Origin of the sequence: Sphingomonas sp. BK069 (assembly GCF_014193405.1) — a bacterium.
Taxonomy (GTDB): domain Bacteria; phylum Pseudomonadota; class Alphaproteobacteria; order Sphingomonadales; family Sphingomonadaceae; genus Sphingomonas.
Genome location: NZ_JACHZH010000001.1, coordinates 490358 through 511148, shown reverse-complemented (window position 1 = coordinate 511148; position 20791 = coordinate 490358). Strand labels below are relative to the sequence as shown.

Genomic DNA, 20791 nt, shown 5'->3' with positions numbered 1-20791 from the left:
AACCTTCTGCTAGCGTTGAACCGCGATGTTCCGTCTCGAGCCCGCATCTAGTCGTGAAGACGACCGCCCCCGCGGCTCTATTCCGCCCCCGCCATGAGCCCCGACCGACGCAGATAATCCGCGTGGGTCGGTAGTGTCGCCACCGCGGCGGCGCCGGCGGCGTGCATCTGGCGCAGAGCGGCGGCGACCTTGGCCTCGTCGAGCGCGTCCACTGCGGGCTCATAGTCCGCCGGCACCAGCCCTTGACCGAGCCCCACCGCTACCCAGCTCGCGGTGGTGAACAGCTCGGCGGTGTCGCGGAAGATCCGCCCCTTGCCTGCGAACAGCGCCATCCGCCGCCGCAGCGTCTCGGGCACGTCCATCGTCCGCACCGCGTCCCAGAACGGCGTGTCGTCGCGCCGCGTTGCTTTGTAGTGGAGGATGATGAAATCGCGCACGTCCTCGTAGAGGTCGCGCATGTGGCGATTGTACTCGTCGCGCTCCTCGCGATCGAAGCGGCGGTCGGGGAAGAGCGCGATCAGCTTGGCGATGCCGGCCTGGACGAGGTGGATCGAGGTCGACTCGAGCGGCTCGACGAAGCCGCTGGCCAGCCCCAGCGACACGACATTGGCGTTCCACGCCAGCGTCCGCCGCCCCGCGACGAACGACAAGCGGCGCGGCGCTGCCTGCGGCTCCCCCTCGAGCGCGCCGAGCAGCGCCGCCTCGGCCGCGTCGTCGTCGAGGTAACGGCTGGCGTAGACATAGCCGTTGCCGAGCCGGTGCTGCAGCGGGATGCGCCACTGCCAGCCGAACGGCCGCGCGGTCGCGCGCGTGTAGGGTTCGGGGTCCCTCGGCAACGCGCAGGGCACCGCGACCGCGCGATCGCACGGCAGCCAGCGGCGCCAATCCTCATAGCCGGTCGCCAGTGTCTCCTCGATCAGCAGCCCGCGGAAGCCGGAGCAGTCGACGAACAGCTCGCCCGCCACCTCACGGCCGTCGGCGAGGCGCAGCGCGGCGACCTGCCCGGTCGCGGCGTCGCGGCGGACCGACACGACGCACCCGTCGACTCGTGTCGCGCCCGCCGCCTCGGCGTAGCGGCGCAGGAAAGAGGCGTAGCGTGCCGCGTCGAAGTGGAAGGCGTAGCGCAGGTCGCGCAGCGGCGCGGGCGAGTCCGGTGCGGGCCGCGCGAAGCGACCCGCGCGCGCGGCGACGCCGCTGACCGCCCAATCAGCGATATCGGGCACGGCGCCGCCGGCCTCGCGCGCGCGCCGCGCCGTGCGCAGCCAGAGCTGGTGGAAGTGGATGCCCTGCAGGTCGCGACCGTGTGCGCCGAACGGGTGCAGATAGCGCTCGCCCAGCGCGCCCCAGTCGACGAACTCGATGCCGAGCTTGAACGTCCCCGCCGTGGCGCGCAGGAAGTCGTCCTCGTCGATGCCGAGCATCTGGTTGAAGGTGATGAGCGGCGGGATCGTCGCCTCTCCCACGCCGACGGTCCCGATCTCCTCCGACTCGACCAGCGTGACTCGCGTCACGCCGTTATCGAGGAAGCGCGACAGCGCCGCCGCTGCCATCCAGCCCGCGGTGCCGCCGCCGAGGATGACCACGTCGCGGATCGTATGCTCGTTGATCAACCGCTCGCCCCCTGCCGCGGGGGACGCGGCGCTATGCCGTCTTTGGCGCAGCCGGGTCGCGGCGGGAAGCGGCCGCGTCGCCTCGACGTGACGCGAGCGGCCGGGTCGCGCCCGTCGACGCGACCCGGCTGCCCCTATCGCGCGGGCAGGCGGCGATCACTTCTTCTTGCTGGTCCCCGACGCGTCGGACACGGCATTACCCGCCGACTCGAGATCCTTGCCCGCCCCATGCACGGTGTTGCAGGCGGTGAGCGCGAGCAGTGCGCCGAGGCCGATGCCCAGGCCGATCGTCTTGGTCATAGCAGGCTCCTTGCAGAAAGAGGGCGGCGGGCCCGATACGCCGGCCCGCCGCCGATCATCAGCGCAGACGGCGGCGAGTCGCCGTCGTCGCGCCGAACGCGGCCGCGCCGGCGCCGGCGAGCAGCGCGAGCACGAGGATGAAGGAGGTGCCGGCGGCAGCACCGGCGGCGGCGTCGGTGGCGGACTTGGCGGTCTGCACCGCGTCGTTCTTCGCCTTGACGACGTCCTGCTTGGCGCGAGTGACCTGCGCCTGCGCCTCGGCGCGGCTGATCTTGCGCTGCGCCGCGACGATGTCGACGATGCGGCCCTCGGCGCGCGCGCCATCGGTGCCGCCGCGTGCCAGCGCCGGGAGCTGTTTGGCGATCTCCTTCGGCGCCTGCTCCGGCGTCATCTGCGCCGGGTCGCTGGGCGCGTCGGCGAGATAGGCCGATGCCTCTTCGCGCACGTCGCCCTGGTCGATGCCCGCGATCTGCGCCACCTTCGGTGCCGCCGCGCCGACGGTCGAACCCGCCGCGCCGGCAACCGCGCCGACCGTACGGAACGCGCCGCCGATGATGCCGCCCACCGCGGAGGTGAGCAGGTAGAGGGTGAGGATCAGCGTGACGCCCCACACGACCAGCCCGTGGACGAGCGCGTCGAACCGCTCCGTCACGCCCGACAGCCGCGCCGCGGCATAGCCGCCCGCGCCGAGCGCGACGACCGTGGTGATCAGCCAGTAGAGCCCCGCGCCGATGCCGAACCCGGTCGCGCCCGGCGTCGTGCCCTCGACCGGGTCGACCATCGAGAGGCCGATGCCGGTGCCCAAGATGCCGAGCAGCAGCTGTACCGCCACCGCCAGCACCACGCCCGCGAAGATCGCGCCCCAGGACACGCGCGTGCCGGCGCGCGCGACGGCCCTCTCGTCCAGCGGCGCGTAGCCGCCCGTCACATTCGTCGTCATAGTCACTCCTGTTCTGTCGGTTCGCGGGCGGGGTCGGGCGTGCACCCCGCCTCCTCCTGTTGCGCGCGCCCCTCGCGCACTGCGGCATCATCGCCGATCAGCTTGCCGATCGCCTCGCGTGCCGCTCCCTTGGCGCGACGACGGTCGGCCGCCTCGCCCCGTTCGGGATTCTTCGTCATGCCGACACCTCCCGCGGCCCGACCGCGACCGTCTCGCTCTCGAACCCGCGCGCGCGTGCCCAGGCAGCGGCCGCGGTGCGGCGATTGACCCCGATCTTGGCGTAGATCCGCGCGACATGGTTGCGCACGGTGTTGCCGGAGACGCCCAGCGAGCGCGCGATCGACTTGTCATCGAGCCCACGGCAGATCAGCGCCAGCACCTCGCGCTCGCGTGCGGTGAGGTCGTCGATCCCCGCCCCGCCCAGATCAGGCTGGGGCGCGCGCAGTCGCGCCAATTTGTCCATGATCGAGCGGCTGAACCAGCTGGTGTCCTTCATCACCGCCTCGATCGCCTCGACCAGTTCGAGCTCGGTCGCCTTGCGCTGGGTGATGTCCTGGAAGGCCCAGAGCAGGCAGGCATCGTCGCCGAGTGTGATCGCCTCGGTCGAGACGAGGCAGTCGATCGCGCCGCCGTCCTTCGCGGTGATGCGCGCCTCGTGCGCGCGCAGGTCGCGTCCGTCCTCGATCACAGCCTCGATGCTGGCGCGCACCGCGTCGCTCGACCACAGGCCGGCGTCGGCGAGCGAGCGACCGATGATCTCGGTCGCGGCATAGCCGGTCAGCGCCGTGAAGCTGGCGTTGACCTCGCACAGAAGATGGCCGTCGCGCGCGCCGATCGCCATCGGTACCGGCGCCATCTGGAAGGTACGGGTGAAGCGCTCCTCGCTGTGGCGCAGCTGCGACTCCGCCTTCCGCCGCGGCTCGAGGTCGGCGAAGGTGAACAGCATGCAGGGCTGGTCGCCCATGTCGATCGGCTGGCCGGCGACGATCACCAGCTTGGTGCCGCCGCCTGGCAGATCGAGCTCGGCCTCCATCTGCGGGATCGTGCGCCCCACGGCGAGCCGCTCCTTGGCGAGCTCGCGGCGGTCGGCGCGGCGCAGCACGTCGATGTCGTAGACGGTCTTGCACAGCACTTGGTCGCGCGTGTGACCCGTCATCTCGAGGAAGCCCTGGTTGACCTTGACGTATCGGAGGTCGGCGAGCCGACAGATCACCGCCGGTGCCGGGTTCGCGTTGAACGACTGCTCGAACCGGTCCTCCGCCTCGTAGCGCGCGGTGACGTCCTGGATCACCAGCACCACGCACGACGGCGCGTCCTCGTCGCCGTCGTTGAGCACGAGGCTGCGCACCTGGTGGACCCAGCGCGGCTCGCTCTCGCCCGCGACGGTGACCTCGACCACCACTTCGGAGAAGGAGTCGCCCGCCACCACCCGCTCGATCGGATAGTCGTCGGCCTCGAGCCGGTGGTTGTTGCGGTAGCGCAGCTGGAAGCGCGCGCGATACGCGTCGACGGTGTCGCCGAGGTCCTCGAGCCGCTCGACCCCATGCATCGCCAGCGCCGCAGCATTGGCCCACAACAGGGTCTCGTCGGGATCGATCAGGATCACGCCTTCGTCGAGACCGGCGATGATCTGGCGCAGGTGGCGCAGATCCGCGGTCTCGCGGAGGGTTTTCAACGACGGTGACACGGGCGCTCCCGGGTCAGCCGCGCTGGCCGCTGGCGAGCCAGCCGAGCGCGAACCCGCCCAGCGCGGCGACCGCCGCCCACAGCAGCCGCTCGTCGCCGCCCCGCACCGTGGCGCGTGCCTCGTGCGCGCCCCGCCGGGCGACATCGGCCGCGCGCGTGGCGGCGTCGCCGGCCCTCTCGCGCACCTCTTCGATCAGCCCCGGCGTGGCGTCGGCAACGTCCTCGGCGGCCGATTGAGCGCGGCCAAACAGGTTCTCGGCACCGCCGGCGACCTCATCCTTGACCCCGCTGACCCGCCAGTCGCGGCTGTCGACGGTGTCGCCGATCGCCTTCTCGACCTTGCCGCCGAGATACCGGGCACCACCGTGAAGCTCATGCTTGTTCATCTTGATTCTCCTGTCAGATGCTCGAACGGGTCGGCGCCGCCCCGCGCGACCGGGGCGAGCGCTGGCTCGTGGAGGCGATCGTCGCACGATCGATCCCACCCGCGTCGCGCCCTTCGCAGCGACGTGGCTTGGCAGTGGCGAAGCGGGCGGGATCGCGGCCGCCGCGGCGATACGCTGCCGCGGTCGTGCCGAGCGGGTGACGCGAGCGACCGGCCGACCGGCGCACCGCGACGACCGCGCCGAGCGGCGCCGGAACAGCAGCGATCCGATCAACGAGGAGGCGCACGAACAACCCTCCGGGCCGGACACGACATGCATCCGGTTCGGGAGCTAAACCTATCGCAGATTAGGCCGTTCCTGGTAACTTTGCGCTTAAGGACTAGTCCTGTTGTACCAGGCGTTCGCCGTTCGCACGCGCGCGGTACAGGTCGGCGAAGCGCTGGTGCAGCACGCGCGCGGCATCGTCGCTGGCGCGCGCGGCGCGGATCAGATGCTCCTCGGAGCGGCGCAGGAGATACGCCCGGTCGATCTTCTTGGCCACCATGCTCGCCTCGTTCCTCGTTCGCAGCCGTTCAGGCCGGAACACCGACCTAGGCGGCGCGCGGAGACGAGAAAATGAGCGTGAAGTACCAGCCGACTAGTAGGCCGGACTGGTAGCACGCGAAGGTCGCGGCGGCGCGAAGATCAGCGCTGGGGGGTACGACCCGGCAGCATCGGCGCGGGCGGCGGGACGAGGGAATGGTGGAGCCGAGGGGGATCGAACCCCTGACCTTCGCAATGCCATTGCGACGCTCTCCCAGCTGAGCTACGGCCCCATTCCGTCCCGGGAGGCAGCCCCCTAGCCGGGGGCCGCTGGCTTGGCAAGCGGCCTGAGCCGCCTGCCTCGCATTTTTTTCAGTCTTAGTTGTTCTCGTCTTCGTCGCTGCTGGTCTCGACGCCGAGATCGTCGTCACCGCCGAGGTCGACCTCGTCGTCGGCTGAGGGCTCCTCGTCCTCGTTGGTGTCCAGATCCTCGTCGTCACCGGCGAGATCGCGATCGGGCTCCTGCTTGTCGGGCTTGGCCTGCTCGAACGGCAGCGGCTGCTTGGACTTGAGGATCGGTTCGGGCTCCCACGCGTGCCCGCAGTTGATGCAGGTGACGGGGTCGTCCTTCTCGAGGTCGTAGAAACGCGTCGCGCATTTCGGGCACGTACGCTTCGTGCCCCATTCCGGCTTGATCATGCCGTGCAAAGCCTTTCGGATGGGTGGATCGACGATGGGTGGCCGCCGAAGTGGGGCGCGCCTTGCCATAGCACAAGCCGGCTGGCAAGCACCGCGCACCATGGCGCATTCCCCTCACACCTCCCCTTCCCCACGCGTGATCCGCGCGCCGGCCCGACTGAGCGGTCGCATCCGTGTTCCCGGCGACAAGTCGATCAGCCACCGCTCGCTGATGCTCTCGGCCCTGGCGGTCGGCGAGAGCCGGATCGAAGGCCTGCTGGAGGGCGAGGACGTGCTCGCCACCGCCGCGGCGATGCGCGCGATGGGAGCGACGATCGCGCGCGGCGACGACGCGGTGTGGCGCGTTCAGGGGGTGGGCGTCGGCGGGCTGCTCCAGCCCGCGCAGGCGCTCGACATGGGCAACTCGGGCACCTCGACGCGGCTGCTGATGGGGCTGGTGGCGAGCCACGCGGTCAGCGCGACGTTCGTGGGCGACGCCTCGCTCTCGGGCCGGCCGATGGGACGCGTGATCACGCCGCTCGCGCAGATGGGCGCCGACATCACCGCGGCGCCCGGCGGCCGGCTGCCGCTGACGGTGCGCGGCCTCGTCCCGGCGGTGCCGATCGTCTATGAGCTGCCGGTCGCCTCCGCGCAGGTGAAGTCGGCGGTGCTGCTCGCCGCGCTCAACACGCCGGGCATCACGCGCGTGATCGAGCCGGTGCCGACACGCGACCACAGCGAGCGCATGCTCGCGGGGTTCGGTGCGCGCCTCACCGTCGAGCAGGGACCGCGCGGCCGCGTGATCGCGCTCGAGGGCGAGGCCGAGCTGCGGGCGCAGTCGATCACGGTGCCGGGCGACCCCTCGTCCGCGGCGTTCTGGATGGTCGCCGCCTCGGTCGTCCCCGACAGCGATGTCGTGATCGAGAACGTCGGCCTCAACCCGACCCGCGCCGGGCTCGTCACCGCGCTCCGCATGATGGGCGCCGACATCGCGGAGCTGGAGCCCCGCACGGTGGGCGGCGAGCCCGTCGCCGACCTGCGCGTGCGCCACGCCGCGCTGCGCGGGATCGAGGTGCCCCCCGATCTCGCGCCGTCGATGATCGACGAGTATCCGGCGCTGTTCGCCGCCGCCGCCTTCGCCGCCGGCGCGACCGTCGCGCGTGGTGCGGAGGAGCTGCGCGTCAAGGAGAGCGACCGGATCGCCGCGATGCGCGTCGCGCTCGAGGCCAATGGCGTCACCACCGTCGAGCACGAGGATGGGCTCACCGTACACGGCAACGGCGGCGAGAAGATCGCGGGAGGCGCCACCGTGGCGACCCAGCTCGACCACCGCATCGCGATGAGCATGACGGTCGCCGGCCTGTACGCGCGCGACTCGATCACGCTCGACGACGCGAGCCCGGTCGCCACGAGCTATCCCGCCTTCTATCAGCAACTCGCAGAGCTTTCCGGAGAGACGGCGTGATCATCGCGGTGGACGGGCCGGCGGCCTCGGGCAAGGGCACGATCGCGCGCGCGCTGGCCCGTCATTATCATGTCCCCCACCTCGACACCGGCCTGTTGTACCGGGCGGTGGCGCTCACCGTCATGCGGCTCGAACTCGACCCGTCGATCGAGGCCGACGCGGTCGCAGCCTGCGGCTTCGACGAGGATCTGCTCGCCGACGCGGCATTGCGCGACGACGCGACCGGGCAGATCGCCTCGATCGTCTCGGCGCATCCGCTGGTCCGCGCGGCGCTGCTCCAGCGGCAGAAACGGTTCGCGCACCAGCCCGGCGGCGCGGTGCTCGACGGGCGCGACATCGGGACGGTGATCGCCCCCGACGCCGACGCCAAGCTGTTCATCCGCGCGACCCCTACGATCCGGGCGCAGCGCCGCCATGCCGAGCTGCGCGCGCGCGGCGACGACACCAGCTACGACCAGGTGCTCGCCGACATCCGCTCGCGCGACGACCGCGACAGCTCGCGCGCCACCGCCCCCCTGGTGCCCGCGATCGACGCGGCGCAGCTCGATACCAGCTTCCTGTCGATCGAGGCCGCGGTGGCCAAGGCGATCGCGTTGGTCGAGGGGCGGCTGGCGCGCGCCGCCGCGGTGGCCGCGCCGCCGGCGTGAGGGTGGTGCCCGGTGCGCGGGCAGCGCGGTAACATGGGTCGCCCCACTTCTCCGCCGTGCCAGCGATCGGGCGGTGGCAGCACCCCGGCCGCCTCTGCGGCTCCCGCTTGTCCGTCCTCGCCTTATCCGCTATATGGCAATGGTCCGGTGGGCTGGGGCTCGCGGAGGCATGGCGCGACAGGCAGGTCCTCTCGCGCCTTTTCGCTTATGGGCGGCGTCTCCTCGCACCTCGTGCCGACACGGATGTCGCGCGCGGCATGCGGCCGCCGCGACGGTGATGGCCAAGACCAGCGGACCCAACCGCTTGGCCGGAAACACGACTAGGACGAAGCATTTATGGCCTCTACGGCAACTCCCTCGCGCGACGAATTCGCGGCGCTGCTCGATGACATGTTCGGCGGTGCCGACAGCTTCGAGGGCCGCGTGGTGCTCGGCACCGTGACCGGCATCGAGAACGACCTGGCGGTGATCGACGTCGGTCTGAAGAGCGAGGGCCGCGTGCCGCTGCGCGAGTTCGCGCCGGCGCCGGGACAGAAGGCCGAGCTCAAGGTCGGCGACGAGGTCGAGGTCTATGTCGACCGCGTCGAGAACATGCACGGCGAGGCGATGCTCAGCCGCGACCGCGCGCGCCGCGAGGCCGCCTGGGACAAGCTCGAGCTCGAGTTCAGCAAGACCGCGCGCGTCGAGGGCGTGATCTTCGGCCGCGTCAAGGGCGGCTTCACCGTCGACCTCAACGGCGCGGTGGCGTTCCTCCCCGGCTCGCAGGTCGACATCCGCCCGGTGCGTGACGTCACGCCGCTGATGGACATTCCGCAGCCGTTCCAGATCCTCAAGATGGACCGCAAGCGCGGCAACATCGTGGTGTCGCGTCGCGCGGTGCTGGAAGAGACCCGCGCCGAGCAGCGCTCGGGCCTGATCCAGTCGCTCCACGAGGGCCAGATCATCGACGGCGTGGTGAAGAACATCACCGACTACGGCGCCTTCGTCGACCTGGGCGGGATCGACGGCCTGCTGCACGTCACCGACCTCAGCTACAAGCGCGTCGGCCATCCGAGCGAGATGATCAACATCGGCGACACCGTGAAGGTGCAGATCATCCGCATCAACAAGGACACGCAGCGCATCTCGCTGGGCATGAAGCAGCTCGAGAGCGATCCGTGGGACGGCGCGTCGTCCAAGTACCCGGTCGGCGCCAAGCTGTCGGGCCGCGTCACGAACATCACCGAATACGGTGCGTTCGTCGAGCTCGAGGCGGGCATCGAGGGCCTCGTCCATGTGTCCGAGATGTCGTGGACCAAGAAGAACGTCCACCCCGGCAAGATCGTGTCGACCTCGCAGGAGGTGGACGTGGTGGTGCTCGAGGTCGACGAGGACAAGCGCCGCATCTCGCTGGGCCTGAAGCAGGCGCAGAACAACCCGTGGGAGGCGTTCGCCGCCGCGCACCCGATCGGCTCGACCGTCGAGGGCGAGGTCAAGAACGCGACGGAGTTCGGTCTCTTCATCGGTCTGGACAACGACGTCGACGGCATGGTCCACATGTCCGACATCGCCTGGGGCGTGTCGGGTGAGGATGCGCTCAACCTGCACCGCAAGGGCGAGACCGTCCAGGCGGTGGTGCTCGACATCGATCCCGAGAAGGAGCGCATCTCGCTCGGCATGAAGCAGCTCGAGCGCGGCGGTACCGTCGCGGCGGGCGCGGGAGACCGCCTGGGCAAGAACCAGGTCGTCACCGTCACCGTGCTCGAAGTGCGTGACGCCGGTCTCGAGGTGCAGCAGGGCGATGACGGCGCGACCGGCTTCATCAAGCGCACCGACCTGGGCCGCGATCGCGACGAGCAGCGTCCCGAGCGTTTCCAGGTCGGGCAGAAGTTCGACGCGATGGTCACCGGCTTCGACCGTTCGAAGAAGCCCACCTTCTCGATCAAGGCGATGCAGATCTCCGAGGAGAAGCAGGCGGTGGCGCAGTACGGCTCGTCCGACTCGGGCGCGTCGCTGGGCGACATCCTGGGCGAGGCGCTCAAGGCACGCGACACCAAGAAGTAAGCTATTCGACGCCGCGAGGTGACGAGCGAGGGGATCGGTCGCGAGGCCGGTCCCCTTTCTTGTTCGAGCCTCTTCCGGCCCGATGGTAGCGCTCAACCGTACAACACTGACCCATATTGCTGAAAAGCGACCAGATCGGTGCTATCGCGCGGGGAAGCTTATCTGTATCAACCCGGCTCGCTTAGTATACGCCGGAAGTGGACGCAGGATGATACGCTCGGAGTTGGTGCAGCAGTTGGCCGCCGGTAATCCGGAGCTGGCGCAGCGCGACGTGGAGGCGATCGTGGCCACCTTCTTCGACGAGATCACCGCGCGGTTGGCCAGCAACGGCCGCGTGGAGCTGCGCGGCTTCGGGGCCTTCTCCACGCGCGCGCGCGACGCGCGCGTCGGGCGCAATCCCCGCACCGGCGAGACGGTCGAGGTCGACGCCAAGCGCGTGCCCTTCTTCAAGCCCGGCAAGGAGATGCGCGTTCGCCTCAACGTCAGCGAGTGACGCGCCGGGTTGACGCGGTCCGTCGCAACCGCTTCGTGGGCGACGATGGGCGGACGTGGCGGAATCGGTAGACGCTGGGGACTTAAAATCCTCTGCCATCGGCGTGCGGGTTCGAGTCCCGCCGTCCGCACCATCCTCGGGCGAGCGACCGCGGCGGCGCTCCTGTTCACCACCGCCAGCTGCGGGCGGCGCGCCGACGTCGGACCAGTGGTCGTCAGCGTGATCGGCGGCGCGCCGCAACTTCCCGGCCGGGGCCGAGCGCGACTGAGCGAGCCCGAACGGTTGCTCACCGACTCGCTCGCCGAGGGCCTCGTCCGGCTCGACGCTTCGGGGCAGGTCGAGGCGGGCGTGGCCGAGCGCTGGATCGTCACCGACGAGGGCCGCAGCTACATCTTTCGCCTGCGCGACGCGCATTGGGCGGATGGCGCACCGGTGCGCGCGGCGCAGGTGGTGGCGCTGCTGCGGCGCGAGATCAACGCGCGCTCGGGCAACCGGCTCGCGCCCTATCTCACGGCGGTCTCGTCCATCGTCGAGATGACCCCCGAGGTGATCGAGGTCGAGCTGACGCGACCGCGCCCTGACCTGCTGAAACTATTTGCCCAGCCGGAGCTCGCGCTGGTGCGCGATCGCCCGCGCCCGCCCGGCGGTGCGGGGCCGTTCCGACAGCGCGCCGAGCGCGCCGGGGGGCTGCTGCTCACGCCCGCGCTCGATCCCGAGCGCGATCCGGAGGAACCCGGCCCCGCGCCGGAGGACGACGTGCTGTTGCGCGGCGAGCGCGCCGCCAGCGCGATCCTGCGCTTCGTCGAACGCCAGTCGGACCTCGTCGCCGGCGGCACGATCGCCGACTGGCCGCTGCTGCGCGCCGCCAATCCAGCCCCGATCAACGTCAAACTGGATCCGGCGGCCGGACTGTTCGGCCTGGCGGTGGTCCGGCGCGACGGCTTCCTCGCCGACGCCGCCAACCGCGGCGCGGTCGCGATGGCGTTCGACCGCGGCGATCTCGTGGCGAGCGTGTCGAGCGACTGGGCAGCGCGCGAGACCGTTCTGCCCGAGCAGCTCGACTCCGCCGCGCCTCCCGCCAACCCGGGCTGGAGCACGGTCCTCCCCGAGCAGCGCCAGGCCGCCGCCCGCGCGCGCGTGAGCGCGTGGCGGCTCGCCGATGGCGCGGCGCCGACGCTGCGGCTCGCGCTGCCCGGCGGCGCGGGCGGGACGTTGCTGTGGGCGCGGATGGCGCGGGACCTGTACGCGATCGGCGTGAGGCCAGTCCGCGTCGCCGCCGACGCGGCCGACGCCGACCTGCGCCTGGTCGACGAGGTCGCGCCCTATGACAGCGCGCGCTGGTATCTGGCCGAGGCCTGTGTCGCCTGCGCGGACCCGGCGCGCGAGGCGATCGAGGCGGCGCGGCGCGCGGACACGCTCGACGCGCGCGCTCGCGCCAGTGCCACCGCCGATCGGCTGCTGACCGACGACGTCGCCTTCATCCCGCTGGCGCGACCGTTGCGCTGGTCGCTGGTGGCGCTGCGGCTGCGCCAATGGCAGTCCAACGCGCGTGCCTGGCACCCGTTGAACCGGCTGCGCGCCGACACCAATTGAGTCGCATGAACGCTCGCCCCAGGCCGCTGACCGCGCCGCTGCTCGACTCGCTGCCGACCGGCAGCGACCCCGCATCCGTGCGCCGTCGGGTCGAGGCGGTGGAGCAGCTGCTCGAGGGGTTGTTCGTGATCCCGGGCATCAACCGTCGCGTCGGGCTCGACGCCATCATCGGGCTGGTGCCGGTGGCGGGCGATCTGGTCACCGCGGCGATGGGCATGTGGATCGTGTGGGAGGCGCGCAATCTCGGTATGGGCCGCGCCGCGCTGATGGGTATGACGGCGCGGATCGGCTTCGACACCTTGCTCGGCGCGGTTCCGCTGATCGGCGACGCGGCCGACCTGATGTATCGCTCGAACACGCGAAACGTGAAGCGGATCAAGCGCTATCTCGACAAGCACCACCCCGCGACGGTGACCGTCACACGCTGAGCCTCAGCGCGTACGGGACCGGAACACGGTACCGCCGCACAGCGGACGCGGCGCACCGGTGGTGCCGGGAAAGCTGATCGGCAGGCCGCGCAACGTCCGTACCGCCATGAAAGCGAAGCCCTCCGCCTCGAGCGAGTCGCCGTTCCATCCGAGCACGTCGACCGGCTCGACCGGCAGGCCGGTCTGCTCGGCGATCATCCGCATCAGGGTCGGGTTGAGCCGCCCGCCGCCGCCGACCAGCAGCCGCCGCGGCGCGCGCGGCAGCAGCCGCAGCGCCACCGCGACACTCGCCGCGGTGAAGGCGGTCAACGTCGCCGCGCCGTCGGCCAAACCCAGACCACGCGCCGGTTGTATCGTGAAGTCGCTGCGGTCGAGCGACTTGGGATAAGCCGCGTCGAAGAAGGGGTGGTCGAGCATCGCGCCGAGCACGCTCTCGTCGACCCGACCCGCCGCCGCGGTGGCGCCGTCGCGGTCGAAGCGCTCGCCCGCCTCCTGCTCCATCCAGCTGTCGATCAAGCCGTTGGCGGGGCCGGTGTCGAAGGCGGCGAGCGGGGCGCCGTCCGCCACCAGGGTGATATTCGCGACGCCGCCGAGGTTGAGCACCGCCACCGGCTCGTCGAACGCGGCGGCGCGCGCGGCGTGATAGACCGGCAGCAGCGGCGCCCCCTGCCCGCCCGCGGCGACGTCGGCGGAGCGGAAGTCGGCGACCGTGGCGATGCCGGTGACGTCGGCGAGCGTCTGACCGTCACCGATCTGCCAGGTCCAGCCGCGGTCGGGGCGATGCGCCACGGTCTGGCCGTGGAAGCCGATGACGTCGACCTCGCCCGCCGTCACCCCGGCGTCGCGCAATAACTTCTGCACCGCCAATGTGTGGGTGCGCGTGATCAGCTCGGCGGCGGCGACGATCGGCGGGCTCGCGCGCGGACGCTGGAAGCCGAGCGCGAGCTGGGTCGCCTCGGCGAGCTGCGCGCGCGCCTGATCCGAATAGGGCTCACCGCGAAACGCCACCAGCCGCGCCGCGCGCTCGCCGTCGGTCTCGACCAGCGCCGCATCGATGCCGTCGAGCGAGGTGCCCGACATCAGCCCGATCGCCAGCATCGCGTCTGTCTCCCGCCCCATCATCGCGCGGTCCTAACGCTACGTCAGCAGTGCTGGCAAATCGGGCCGTCGCGCATTATGTGCGCGGCGTCTCATGGCAACTCTACTCCCCTCCCCGCCGCGCGTCGGCATGGTCTCGCTCGGCTGCCCGAAGAATCTGGTCGATTCCGAGCGCATCCTGACTCAGCTGCGCGCCGACGGCTATCAGATGTCGCCCGACTATGCTGGCGCCGACGTCGTGCTGGTCAACACCTGCGGCTTCCTCGACTCGGCCAAGGAGGAGAGCCTCGAGGCGATCGGCGAGGCGATCGCCGAGAACGGGCGCGTGATCGTCACCGGCTGCATGGGCAAGGAAGCCGAGGCGATCCGCCAGCGCTTCCCCGACGTGCTCGCGATCACCGGCGCGCATGAGTATGAGCAGGTGGTCGAGGCGGTCCACGCCGCCGCGCCCGCCGCGATCAGCCCGTATGTCGATCTGATCCCCGACGCCGGGCTCAAGCTGACCCCGCGCCATTACAGCTATCTGAAGATCTCGGAGGGCTGCAATCACCGCTGCTCCTTCTGCATCATCCCGTCGCTGCGCGGCGACCTGGTCAGCCGTCGTCCCGACGCGATCCTTCGCGAGGCGGAGAAGCTGGTCGCGGCGGGGACGCGGGAACTGTTGGTGATCAGTCAGGACACGTCCGCCTACGGAATCGACATTCGCGATCAGCCGCGGCGCTGGAAGGACCGCGAGGTGCGGCCGCACATGACCGACCTCGCGCGCGAGCTCGGCCGGATCGCGCCCTGGGTGCGGCTCCACTATGTCTACCCCTATCCGCACGTCGACCAGGTAATCCCGCTGATGGCGGAGGGGCTGGTGCTGCCCTATCTCGACATCCCCTTCCAGCACGCCGCGCCCGCGGTGCTGCGGCGCATGAAGCGGCCCGCCAACGACGCCAAGGTGCTCGGCCGCATTCGCGCGTGGCGCGAGATCTGCCCCGACATCGCGATCCGCTCGACCTTCGTGGTCGGCTTCCCGGGCGAGACCGAGGCCGATTTCCAGTATCTGCTCGACTGGCTCGACGAGGCGCGGCTTGACCGCGTCGGCGCCTTCCGCTTCGAGCCCGTCGCGGGCGCGTCGGCGAACGACCTGCCCGACCCGGTTCCCGAGACGGTCAAGGAGGAGCGCTACGCCCGCATCATGCAGAAGACCGCGGCGATCTCGGCGGCCAAGCTCGCCGCCAAGGTCGGGCGCACGCTGGAGGTGATCGTCGACGCGGTGGACCCGGCGAGCGGCGGCGCCACGGCGCGCTCGCAGGCGGATGCACCCGAGATCGACGGCGAGGTACAGCTGCGCGATGCCGGTCATCTCGCGCCCGGCGACATCGTCCGCGTCGCGATCGAGGACGCCGACGAGCATGATCTTTACGGCGTGCCGGTTGCCGCTTGACGGCACCGCGCGCCCTGCTAAGAGGCGCCCTCGCTTCGGCGAATGCCCTTGGGGCGGAGTAGCTCAGCTGGTTAGAGCAGCGGAATCATAATCCGCGTGTCGGGGGTTCAAGTCCCTCCTCCGCTACCATCGTAATCGCCAACACCGCTCGTTCAGAGCTTGAGCCGTTCGTCACTCGTGGCGGGCGGCTTTGTGCATGTGCGCTCGTCAGCGCGCATCCCCGTTCCTCCTTGAGCCCGATTCGAGATGGCGACCGATGTCGCCGCCCTGCCTCGCACGTCCTGCCACGGTCGGAGTCGCCTCGGCCGCTGACGTCGTGCGCCCTACGACCGCTAGCTCCGGGATTTCGACGATGTCGCACCCAGGGATGCCGGCCTGCGCGCTCCTTAAGCGCCGAGCTCTCCTATTCACCGTCTATGATTTCGATCTGTCGGAGGCGCGGCAATGACGGCGCGCTCGCTCCATGAGATCGTCTCCGCCGTCGGGCCGAAGAAGCACCGCACAGGTCAGCCGATACGACGATCGAGCTACCGCATCGGCATGCGCGAGGGCGACTTCTGGTCCGCCTTCGACCGGCGCGAGCGCAACGCGCGGATGCGCGCGGCCGAGCGCTACGACCGCGAAGGCAAGCAGCCGGGCAAGCGCAACGGTCCGCTAGGACATATCGCGATCGAAGTGCTGCGCGAGATGATGCGCATCATCGACTTTCGCACCGGCCGGCTCGACCCCTCGATCGACTATCTCGCCGAACGACTGCGGCGGACGCGGAGCGCGGTGCACGCGGCCTTGAAGCGGCTCCGCTCGCACGGCTTCCTCGACTGGATCCGCCGCTTCGCGCCGCGAGAGGACGCTGAGCCGTTCGGCCCGCAGGTGCGCCAGATCAGCAACGCCTACCGGCTGACGCTGCCGCGCTCGGCCGCCGAGCTGGTGCGCCGGCTGCTCGGCCGCGCGCCGCCGCCCGACGATGACGTCACGCGCCGTCGCGAGGAGGAGGAGCGAGTGGCGACGATGCTGGCGACGCTGTCGGCCGAGGAGCTGGCGCGCTTCCGCGCCGGCGACGGCGTGCTGGGCCGCGAACTCGCTCGCCTCGGGCGCGCGATCGACCGCAACGCGATACCGCCGCGTGGTCTGAACCCGGCACTGCGAGGTTAGAGAGATGAGGAATGGCCTCGCCGAGGGCGAGGCCATGCGCTGATTCGTTCGCCCCCGTGGCGAAACGGTGTGGCCCACGCCCTTCGACCGCTCAGACGCGGCGGTCGAGCGTGGCGGCTTGCGCCGCCCCGGGGCTGCCAGGGGGGCGGAGCAGGAACCGTGCCGAACTTCGCGGGTTGTGGCGCTCGCGGATGCGTCGATCCGCGTCTCGCTCCATCGCCGAAAGTGTGCTTCCTCCGCCACTCAGAGCGGAGGTGCTTTACGGCTGCGTCGAATCCGACCCGAAAAGGGGGCGGGCGCGGCGGGGGGAAAAGCGCGGCGGCGGGGGTAGTGGCGGCGCGCGGCCTACCCGCCTGGGGGCGTCGGCAGGGGCTCGTTCGAGATGAGGAGTTCCGCCGCGCGCTTCGTCTTGCCGCGCGCCAGCGTGTAGGTGGTCGACAGCTCGCGCAGCGGGAAGCCGGCGAACAGCGCGCGCACCTCGGGCGTGTCGTTGAGCGACAGCAGGAAGCGACCGCGCAGCCCGCGTAGCGCCACCGCCAGGCGCGCGAAGTCGTCGCGGCCGAACAGCTCCTCGCCGTAGTCGCCCTCGCTGCCCCAGTAGGGCGGGTCGAGGTAGAACAGCATGCCCGCGCGGTCGTAGCGCCGCAGGAACTCGGCGAAGTCGAGCCGCTCGATCACCACGCCGGCGAGCCGCTCGTGCAGGTCGGCCAGCATCGGCTCGAGCCGGGTCACGTTGAAGCGCGCCCCCTGGCGCGAGTCGACGCCGAAGGTCCGCCCGTCCACCCGCCCGCCGAACGCCAGCCGCTGAAGGTACAGGAACCGCGCCGCGCGCTGGAGATCGGTGAGCCGCTCGGCGGGCAGCGCGCGCAGCCGCTCAAACTCGCCCCGGCTCGCCACGCGGAAGCGCAGCATGTCGAGCAGATAGGGGTAATGCTCCTGCAGCACGCGGAAGAAGGTGGCGACGTCGCCGCTGGCGTCGTTGATCACCTCCACTCTCGGCCGCGATCGCCGCCGCAGGAACACGCCGCCCATGCCGACGAAGGGCTCAGCATAGCCGTCGTGCGGGATACGCTCGATCAGCGCCACCAACCGCGCGGCGAGGTTGCGCTTGCCGCCGATCCAGCCGGCCGCCGGCGCCACCGGCGCCACCGGCGCCACGTCACGGGTACACATGTTGGAAAATCTCGCTCAGATGAGAGGGCGCCCGGCCTGCACCCGGGTGCGGGCGACCGACGGGTCATCGGTCGTGGCGAGGTGCCCCCTCGTCGGCGAGCCCGGGCGGCCACCCGGCTCCCCCGCCGACCTCAGCCGACGGGATCGCGCGCGCGGAAGCGGATCACCTCGGCGCCCAGATGCGCGTTGAGCTCGAGGAACACCGCCTGGAGCGGCGCGATCTCGAGCTGGAGGAACATGGCGGTCGCGTCCTTGGGATTGCCGAAGGCCGAGCCCTGCGCCGGCACGATCCCGAGCAGCTGCGGCGGCACGCGGTGCGCCGCCATCACGTCGGCTTGCGTTGCGTTCTTGATGCCGAGGAACTCGTCCTTTGCGCCGACCTCGGCGATCGGGAGCACGCGGATCGAACCCTCCTTCCCATTGGGCGCGTGGACGAACATGTTGCGGAAGTTGCCCGGCCCTTTGGACGCGCGCATCGCCGCCTTGATCGCCTCGCAGTCATTGGGGTCGATGTCGCCGGTGGCGTAGAGAATGAAGCCGGCGTGGCTGCCGTTGAGATAGTAGCGCCGGCGGAACAGCGTCGCGGCCTCGTTGAGCAGCGCCGACTGGAGCGCCGACAGATACTCGGGCACGCCGTACAGCTCTTGGCTCACGTCGGGCATCATCAGCTGCACCGTGCCGGCGGCGAGCGGCGTCGCGTCGACAGTGCCCGGCACCCACCAGAACTGGCCGTCGACCAGCCCGCGCCGCGTGAAGCGCGCCAGCGCGTGGCGCAACCCGATCACGCCGCCGAGCCGGCTCGTCACCGGCTCCAGGTACGCGTTACCGAAGACGAGATAGTCCTGCACCGCGCGCCGCAGCGTCGCGGGATCGATCAGCGAGGCCGGGTCGAGCGACTCGACGATCAAATTGACCTTGAGCAGGATCGCCGAGCTGTGGTGCGGCGAGACACGGAAGGCGCGCGCCAGCCCGTCGAGTGGCAGCGGCGGCTCGTACCAGCGGTCGTTGTGCCAGCATTCGAGCAGGTCGATCCACTGGCGGCGTTCGAGCACCGGCTCGGGATCGCCGAAGGCGAAGTCGAGCGCGCCGCCACCCCGCGCGCTCGCCGCCGAGACGAGCGCCCGGCCATCCGGGCGCCCCTGCCCCGCCCGCGGCGTCACCCGCCGCGCCCGCTTCCTCGCCACCCAGGATCTCCATGGTCATGCCCGCGCGACGCTGCCCGTCGAGCGGCTCGTTGATGAAAATGTGCATCGCCGCCCAGGCGAGATCGGCGTGGCCGACCTCCTCGCTGCGGCTGGCGCGGAAGGTGACGTGGCGGCCCGAGGCGGTCAGCGCCTTCTTGATCGACAGGAAGGAGGATTGCAGGTCGATCCAGCCGGCGTCGAACTCGACCCGGCCGCGCGCGAAGCTGTGCTGCGCCTTCATCACCATCGCGGCCTTGGCCTCGAGCGAATAGTCGATCTTCACCACGCCGCGCACGCGATCGCGCAGCAGCTGCCACACCGCCGCGCCGACGCCGTTGGCGTCGATTCCAAGGTAGGTGCAGCGATAGCGCGCGAGCACCTTGACGATGAACTCGGCCTGCGCCTGGAAGTCGGCGCCGCGCAGCTGGTGGCGCTCGATCAGGCGGAACTTGCCCGCCGGACCGTCGGGCGGCAGCGCGATGACGAGCGCGGCATTGTCGCCGTCCTCGCTCTCCTGCGGATCGTAGCCGGCCCACACCTCGCGCTCGCCGACCGGCCGCGGGCTGAGCAGGTCGACGTCGCGCCAGTCGACCGCGGCGTCGACGGTGGCGCGCTGGAGCTCGTTGAACTTGAACGCCGACAGCGAGTCGTCGACGAACTGGCACAACAGCAGGTTGGCGAATTCATCGGGCGCGTACTCCACGCGCAGCTCGTCGAGGTCGAACAGGTCGCAGCCGCGCGCCGCGGCGTCCTCGATCGTGACGATCTGGCGCCACACCCGGTCCTCGCACAGCACGCCCGCGGCGAGCCGCGCGTGGCCGGTGTCGATCGTGACGCGATCGACCTTCCTGAGCCGCCGGTTGCGCCGCTCGCCGGTCCAGTAGCCGTGCGCCTGGTGCGCGACCGACGACGGCGTCGAGAAGTAGGTGCGGCGCCAGCGCTTGTGCATCGCCATCGCGCTGGCGACCTTGTTCAGCTCCTCGAAGCCGTAGGTCCAGAAGAACTCGTCGAAGTAGAAATTGCCGTGATAGCCCTGCGCGGTGCGCGCGTTGGTGCCGAGGAAGATCAGCTCGGCCGCGGGTTCGCCGGTGGGGATCGTGTCGGCGCTGAGCACGATCGGATCGCCCTGCAGCTTGACCCCGGCGCGCGCGGCGAACTGGATGATGTAGCCGCGGAAGATATGCGCCTGCGCCTTGGAGGCGGAGAGGAAGATCTGATTGCCCCCGCCCCGCAGCGCGTCGAGCAGCGCCTCGCGCGCGAAATACCAGGTCGCGCCGATCTGGCGCGACTTGAGGATCATCCGCGTGCGCTTGCGCCGCGCCGCCCACCAGTCGCGCTGGTAGGCGAACAGCTCCTCTTCGAAGATCGCCTCGAGCTGCTCGACCTGCTCGGTCGTGAAGTGATCGCGCGGCGCCGGCTTCTTCGGCGCGGCGTTGCGGTTCGCCACTTTCGGGTTGAGGTCGCCCTCGTGCCCGCCCGGCGCCTCGTAGCGGCGCACCCGCGCGGTGGCGGTGAGCGCGCGCATCAGCGCGTCCAGCTCCTTGTAATCGGCACCGGTCTTCGCCTCCTTGCCGATCAGCGTGTTGAGCCGGCACTCGAGCGCGTCGTCGATGCGGTTGAGCGAGGGCGCCTTGTCCCAGCCGTCGCGCTGCTTCCACGCCGCGACGGTGGTGCGCTTGAGCCCGAGCTCGGCCGCGACCTGCGTCACGCCCCAGCCGCGCCAGTACAGGCTGCGCGCCTGCCGCCGCGCGTCGACCGGGATCGGGAAGGCCGCGGCGGGCAGCGGCATCGCGTGATCGGGCGGCAGCTTGTCCATCGCTCACCGGCTTAGCGGCGCCGCCCCGCCCTGCCCGACCGCCCGTGCCTGTCGCACCCGCCCGCCACAGGCACCCGCGCTGGCATTCGCGGCCACGCTCGCGCTCAGTCGACCGCGACACCGATTACGCCTGAGGATCCGCGCC

At 70.8% G+C, this 20791-nt stretch carries 20 protein-coding genes, 3 tRNA genes and 1 pseudogene; 10 read left to right on the top strand and 14 right to left on the bottom strand.

Annotated features, from left to right (window positions below; genetic code table 11):
• Positions 1 to 77: 77 nt before the first annotated feature.
• The 10 genes from FHY02_RS02630 to FHY02_RS02590 form a co-directional block, all read right to left on the bottom strand.
• Positions 78 to 1607: a tryptophan halogenase family protein gene (locus FHY02_RS02630; RefSeq protein ID WP_183921396.1), complete on the bottom strand. Its 1530-nt coding sequence runs from the start codon at positions 1605 to 1607 to the stop codon at positions 78 to 80.
• A gap of 159 nt (positions 1608 to 1766) precedes the next feature.
• Positions 1767 to 1910 carry an entericidin A/B family lipoprotein gene (locus FHY02_RS02625; protein WP_183920196.1) on the bottom strand — a complete coding sequence of 48 codons (144 nt, stop codon included), beginning with the start codon at positions 1908 to 1910 and terminating at the stop codon, positions 1767 to 1769.
• Between the two features lie 58 nt (positions 1911 to 1968).
• Complete coding sequence (locus FHY02_RS02620; protein WP_183920194.1) at positions 1969 to 2850, bottom strand: hypothetical protein; 882 nt, start codon at positions 2848 to 2850, stop codon at positions 1969 to 1971.
• A 2-nt stretch (positions 2851 to 2852) separates the two neighbouring features.
• Positions 2853 to 3029, bottom strand: a complete 177-nt coding sequence (locus FHY02_RS02615) for a hypothetical protein (RefSeq protein ID WP_183920192.1) — start codon at positions 3027 to 3029, stop codon at positions 2853 to 2855.
• Positions 3026 to 4525 carry a PAS domain S-box protein gene (locus tag FHY02_RS02610; RefSeq protein WP_221198463.1) on the bottom strand — a complete coding sequence of 500 codons (1500 nt, stop codon included), beginning with the start codon at positions 4523 to 4525 and terminating at the stop codon, positions 3026 to 3028. Before FHY02_RS02610 ends, FHY02_RS02615 begins: the two co-directional genes overlap by 4 nt.
• A 25-nt stretch (positions 4526 to 4550) precedes the next feature.
• The gene (locus FHY02_RS22610) at positions 4551 to 4922 is read right to left on the bottom strand and encodes a CsbD family protein (protein WP_221198462.1); all 372 of its coding nucleotides are present in this window, start codon (positions 4920 to 4922) and stop codon (positions 4551 to 4553) included.
• 13 nt (positions 4923 to 4935) lie between these two features.
• Positions 4936 to 5208 (bottom strand): hypothetical protein, encoded by a 273-nt coding sequence (locus tag FHY02_RS02605; protein WP_183920188.1) that lies wholly within the window; start codon positions 5206 to 5208, stop codon positions 4936 to 4938.
• A gap of 93 nt (positions 5209 to 5301) precedes the next feature.
• Entirely contained in the window at positions 5302 to 5466 is a 165-nt protein-coding gene (locus FHY02_RS02600) for a hypothetical protein (RefSeq protein ID WP_183920186.1), read from the bottom strand.
• Positions 5467 to 5661: 195 nt separating this feature from the next.
• Positions 5662 to 5737, bottom strand: a tRNA-Ala gene (locus FHY02_RS02595).
• An 85-nt stretch (positions 5738 to 5822) separates the two neighbouring features.
• A complete protein-coding gene (locus tag FHY02_RS02590; protein WP_183920184.1) occupies positions 5823 to 6143 on the bottom strand; it encodes a TIGR02300 family protein in 321 nt (106 codons plus the stop codon).
• A gap of 100 nt (positions 6144 to 6243) precedes the next feature.
• On the opposite strand from FHY02_RS02590, the gene aroA reads away from it, so the two are divergent.
• The 7 genes from aroA (at position 6244) to FHY02_RS02555 (ending at position 12791) form a co-directional block, all read left to right on the top strand.
• Positions 6244 to 7587, top strand: coding sequence for a 3-phosphoshikimate 1-carboxyvinyltransferase (aroA, locus tag FHY02_RS02585; RefSeq protein ID WP_183920183.1), 1344 nt, complete (start codon positions 6244 to 6246; stop codon positions 7585 to 7587).
• Positions 7584 to 8234, top strand: a complete 651-nt coding sequence (cmk, locus tag FHY02_RS02580) for a (d)CMP kinase (protein WP_183920181.1) — start codon at positions 7584 to 7586, stop codon at positions 8232 to 8234. Before aroA ends, cmk begins: the two co-directional genes overlap by 4 nt.
• A 336-nt stretch (positions 8235 to 8570) precedes the next feature.
• A complete protein-coding gene (gene rpsA / locus FHY02_RS02575; RefSeq protein WP_183920179.1) occupies positions 8571 to 10277 on the top strand; it encodes a 30S ribosomal protein S1 in 1707 nt (568 codons plus the stop codon).
• Positions 10278 to 10485: 208 nt separating this feature from the next.
• Positions 10486 to 10770, top strand: a complete 285-nt coding sequence (locus FHY02_RS02570; RefSeq protein WP_183920177.1) for an integration host factor subunit beta — start codon at positions 10486 to 10488, stop codon at positions 10768 to 10770.
• A gap of 49 nt (positions 10771 to 10819) precedes the next feature.
• Positions 10820 to 10903 (top strand) — tRNA-Leu (locus tag FHY02_RS02565).
• 74 nt (positions 10904 to 10977) lie between these two features.
• Positions 10978 to 12363, top strand: a complete 1386-nt coding sequence (locus FHY02_RS02560; protein ID WP_311731762.1) for an ABC transporter substrate-binding protein — start codon at positions 10978 to 10980, stop codon at positions 12361 to 12363.
• Between the two features lie 5 nt (positions 12364 to 12368).
• Positions 12369 to 12791: a DUF4112 domain-containing protein gene (locus FHY02_RS02555; RefSeq protein WP_183920175.1), complete on the top strand. Its 423-nt coding sequence runs from the start codon at positions 12369 to 12371 to the stop codon at positions 12789 to 12791.
• Between the two features lie 3 nt (positions 12792 to 12794).
• Here FHY02_RS02555 and FHY02_RS02550 read toward each other — a convergent pair whose 3' ends face one another.
• Positions 12795 to 13910, bottom strand: a complete 1116-nt coding sequence (locus tag FHY02_RS02550) for an anhydro-N-acetylmuramic acid kinase (RefSeq protein ID WP_260172577.1) — start codon at positions 13908 to 13910, stop codon at positions 12795 to 12797.
• Between the two features lie 73 nt (positions 13911 to 13983).
• On the opposite strand from FHY02_RS02550, the gene rimO reads away from it, so the two are divergent.
• From rimO to FHY02_RS02535, 3 genes are all read left to right on the top strand, one after another.
• Positions 13984 to 15321, top strand: coding sequence for a 30S ribosomal protein S12 methylthiotransferase RimO (gene rimO / locus FHY02_RS02545; RefSeq protein ID WP_183920173.1), 1338 nt, complete (start codon positions 13984 to 13986; stop codon positions 15319 to 15321).
• A 52-nt stretch (positions 15322 to 15373) separates the two neighbouring features.
• Positions 15374 to 15450: transfer RNA gene (locus FHY02_RS02540), tRNA-Met, on the top strand.
• A 315-nt stretch (positions 15451 to 15765) separates the two neighbouring features.
• A complete protein-coding gene (locus tag FHY02_RS02535) occupies positions 15766 to 16473 on the top strand; it encodes a helix-turn-helix domain-containing protein (RefSeq protein WP_183920171.1) in 708 nt (235 codons plus the stop codon).
• A gap of 345 nt (positions 16474 to 16818) precedes the next feature.
• Here the strand turns inward: FHY02_RS02535 and FHY02_RS02530 are convergent, their stop codons facing one another.
• The 3 genes and pseudogenes from FHY02_RS02530 to FHY02_RS02520 form a co-directional block, all read right to left on the bottom strand.
• Entirely contained in the window at positions 16819 to 17646 is an 828-nt protein-coding gene (locus tag FHY02_RS02530; protein ID WP_183920169.1) for a DNA adenine methylase, read from the bottom strand.
• A 131-nt stretch (positions 17647 to 17777) separates the two neighbouring features.
• Positions 17778 to 18584 (bottom strand): annotated as a pseudogene (locus FHY02_RS02525) (phage portal protein); the annotation flags it as partial.
• Positions 18469 to 20646 (bottom strand): terminase large subunit domain-containing protein, encoded by a 2178-nt coding sequence (locus FHY02_RS02520; protein WP_183920167.1) that lies wholly within the window; start codon positions 20644 to 20646, stop codon positions 18469 to 18471. The pseudogene FHY02_RS02525 and the gene FHY02_RS02520, both read right to left, overlap by 116 nt.
• Between the last annotated feature and the right edge of the window lie 145 nt (positions 20647 to 20791).